The sequence below is a fragment of the Marinobacter sp. genome (assembly GCF_041690455.1).
Taxonomy (GTDB): Bacteria; Pseudomonadota; Gammaproteobacteria; order Pseudomonadales; family Oleiphilaceae; genus Marinobacter.
Window position 1 is genome coordinate 1 of record NZ_JAWLHI010000151.1, and the last position, 2,894, is coordinate 2,894.

Consider the following 2,894-nt stretch of genomic DNA (forward strand, 5'->3'; position numbering starts at 1 on the left):
TGTCGGCATCCCGCCACACATCCGTCTCAAGTACCTTGGCCGAAAAGGGCGCGAGGAAGGCAAAGACCCGATGCTGGAGCGGGTAATTAAGCTGGTCGACAGACCCGTTTTGTGAATGCCCTCGAAAAACGCAGTGGTTCCCTCTGGGAAGGACGCTACAAGATCAGCCCGATTGATACTGACGCCTACCTGCTGGCTTGTTGCCGCTATGTGGAACTCAACCCTGTTAAGGCGGGGATGGTGGATAAACCTGAGTTGTATGAATGGTCGAGCTATTCTGCGCGGGTAGGGTTGTCACACTGTTTCTGATCTGTCCCGGTTTTCAAAAATTGGATTAGTAGAATGTTGGCATGAGTGTACCTATTTGGGTACACTTGGTTTGCGCCAAGGAAGGGGTTGTATGACAAGGAAAACGGTTAATGTCGTATTTTGTGGCAGCAATAAAAATGACACAGCATAAGCACGTTGGCAGCTCTCTCGATGATCTGCTCGAATCTGATGGTACGCTTGAGCAGGTAGAAGCTGAGGCGCTGAAGCGGGTAATTGTCTGGCATATTCAACAGGCTATGGGGCACACCGGCGTAAACAAGTCTCAGCTTGCCCAGAAAATGCATACCAGCCGGACTGTGGTTAACCGCCTTTTGGATGAGAAGGATACCGGTGTCACCATCGCAACGCTTGTCAAAGCGGGACGCGCTCTGGGTATGACCTGGACTCTGCAGGCTGGTGAGGATAACGGATCTGGTCGCGCGGCTTGAGCGAGGCTGGGAAGCATGCAAATCGGAGTGATCGCTGACACCCACAGCAAGATGCGTCCCGAAGCCCTGGCCGTATTGAAAGGCTCGGATTTGATCCTTCACGCCGGTGACGTTGGGCGGGACGAGGTTCTGGAAGCGCTGGAGGGGATCGCCCCCTTAATTGCGATCCGTGGCAATATCGACAAAACTGGCCGTGCAGCGACGCTTCCTGATGTTCAGGATCTGGAATTTCTCGGCCACGCTTTTTACATGCTCCACGACGTCAAAACCCTCGACATCAATCCGCAAGGCCGTTACCGCGTGGTGATCGCCGGCCATTCCCACAAACCCCGTAATGAATGGATTGACGATGTGCTTTATTTCAATCCAGGTAGCGCCGGGCCCCGGCGATTTACTCTGCCGATCACGGTGGGGCGGCTGCAGGTGAGTGAAGACGGTGTGGTTGGTGAGATTGTTGAACTGCCGGTTTGATCAGTTGGGTAAACCGGGCCAGAATTTTTTCTGGGTTGCATGGCCTGTCGAGCAGTCGGTTTTGTTCTCAACGATTGCGAGGGAGTGGGTCGTGCCCGCCGTCGAACGCATGGCGCCTTCGAGGGATTCACTAGAGTGGCAACCCTGGCGTCAGAGCCGAGATCCGAAAATCTACTGGGTGCTCATGCGCACCCAGACAACAAACGCAGCGAAAGGCTCCGATTATGCACGTGGATAAAGCAAAGAAGCGTATTGCAAAGCAGGTTAAGAAGGGCTTTCACGGCTATCCGTTGGTTTCGCTGGAGTACTTTGGTAAAACGCCGGATTCAGCCAGCGAGGTTGTTATTTCCTATACCGAGGAAGAGGGCGCGGAACCCCAGAAGCAAACGTTTGTGAGTGGGGGTGATGCCCGGGAAGACGAAACCATTCAGTCCACCCTCCTGAAAATCATTGAGCGGGCGGATGCCAAAACGGTGACTGAGGTCAACGGTATTTCCATTCTCAATGAAAGCTGACGCCCAGAAACGGGGCAGACTGCTGGTCAGCGATCATCGCTGGTACGCTTTTACCGTAACTCGCCGGAGGGAGCGCGGTAATGACATCGCCCATTGAAAGTGGTCAGAGCCCCTGGGTCAGGTTTCTCGCACATCTGTTCGTGATCCTTGTGGCCTGGACCATCTTTATTAAATACCTTTTCCCGATCGGCTTTGCGATGGCGAGCAGTGAGGCGTGGGCAACCTATATCTACTGGGATCTGTGGCCGGTTGCGCACCTCTGGCTGGCCTGGGCGTTGTTGGCAAGGCCCTGGTATACGCGCCTGCTGGCCATTGGCATGTCTGTGGCTGAAATCCTGATCATCACCACTCTGTTCATCTGGTTCCTGGCGGAGCCGGAGTGGTCTATCTGGCGCACGAACTGGTTCGTGAACAAGGTGTTTGTGCTGGCCGCGTTTGTTCTGGTGTTGAGTACGGCACTTTTCCGGCCAGAGACCCTGAAGGCGCGGTTTTTATAGCGCATCGGTGGATCAAGGAAAAACTGGACCGGCACGCGATTGTTTGGCGGGGTCAAAGGTCATAGCATGGTTGATAAGTAGTCAAAACTTCATTCTAAGGATTAAACGCATTTTGATCGGTGTTTGCTTGCGCTGAGCGCAAAGGGTCTCAATGGCCTGAGTACCGTGAAAAATCGAATGGAGGCGACATGCGAACCAACTCCTCATGGCCGGACGCGCGTCCGGCGCTGCATCCGTACCGTACCCCCAGCCGTGGCAAGGCGATTTGGCAGCTTATCAATACACTGGTTCCTTATGCCGGCTTGTGGTACTTGATGATCCTATCTATCCGGCACGATTATTCTTATTTGTGGACACTGGCACTCTCGGTGGTGGCGTTTACGAGTCTTCCCGCCATTGTCTTCGCCCAACCAACATGCCCGGGAATTCATGTGGACATTCCGAACATTGAAAACAGCACCGGGACTGTAGCCTGCGCACTTTTCGAATCGCCAGAGGGCTTCCCTGCGGAGTTTCTGCACTCCGCGACCCATATCACGATGATGAAAATCCGGGATACGAAGGCACGTTGTAGCTTCCTCGATATTCCTCCAGGAACGTATGCGTTGGCCGTCATCCATGATGAGAATATGGATGGCAAGCTCAACACTAAC

Annotated in this window: 5 protein-coding genes and 1 pseudogene; all 6 read left to right on the plus strand. The window is 53.8% G+C overall.

Going from position 1 to position 2,894, the window contains the following annotated elements:
* Nucleotides 1-90 precede the first annotated feature (90 nt).
* Nucleotides 91-285, plus strand: a pseudogene (locus ACESMW_RS18895) (transposase); the annotation flags it as partial.
* Nucleotides 286-446: 161 nt separating this feature from the next.
* Nucleotides 447-758 (plus strand): helix-turn-helix domain-containing protein, encoded by a 312-nt coding sequence (locus ACESMW_RS18900; RefSeq protein ID WP_372988511.1) that lies wholly within the window; start codon nt 447-449, stop codon nt 756-758.
* A 15-nt stretch (nt 759-773) separates the two neighbouring features.
* Nucleotides 774-1,229, plus strand: coding sequence for a metallophosphoesterase family protein (locus tag ACESMW_RS18905; RefSeq protein WP_372988507.1), 456 nt, complete (start codon nt 774-776; stop codon nt 1,227-1,229).
* A 224-nt stretch (nt 1,230-1,453) separates the two neighbouring features.
* Entirely contained in the window at nt 1,454-1,744 is a 291-nt protein-coding gene (locus ACESMW_RS18910) for a hypothetical protein (RefSeq protein WP_372988508.1), read from the plus strand.
* Between the two features lie 80 nt (nt 1,745-1,824).
* On the plus strand, nt 1,825-2,241 hold the full coding sequence (locus tag ACESMW_RS18915) for a hypothetical protein (RefSeq protein ID WP_372988509.1): 417 nt from the start codon (nt 1,825-1,827) through the stop codon (nt 2,239-2,241).
* Between the two features lie 188 nt (nt 2,242-2,429).
* Nucleotides 2,430-2,894 (plus strand): DUF2141 domain-containing protein (locus ACESMW_RS18920; protein ID WP_372988510.1); only part of this gene is annotated, 465 nt, incomplete at its 3' end.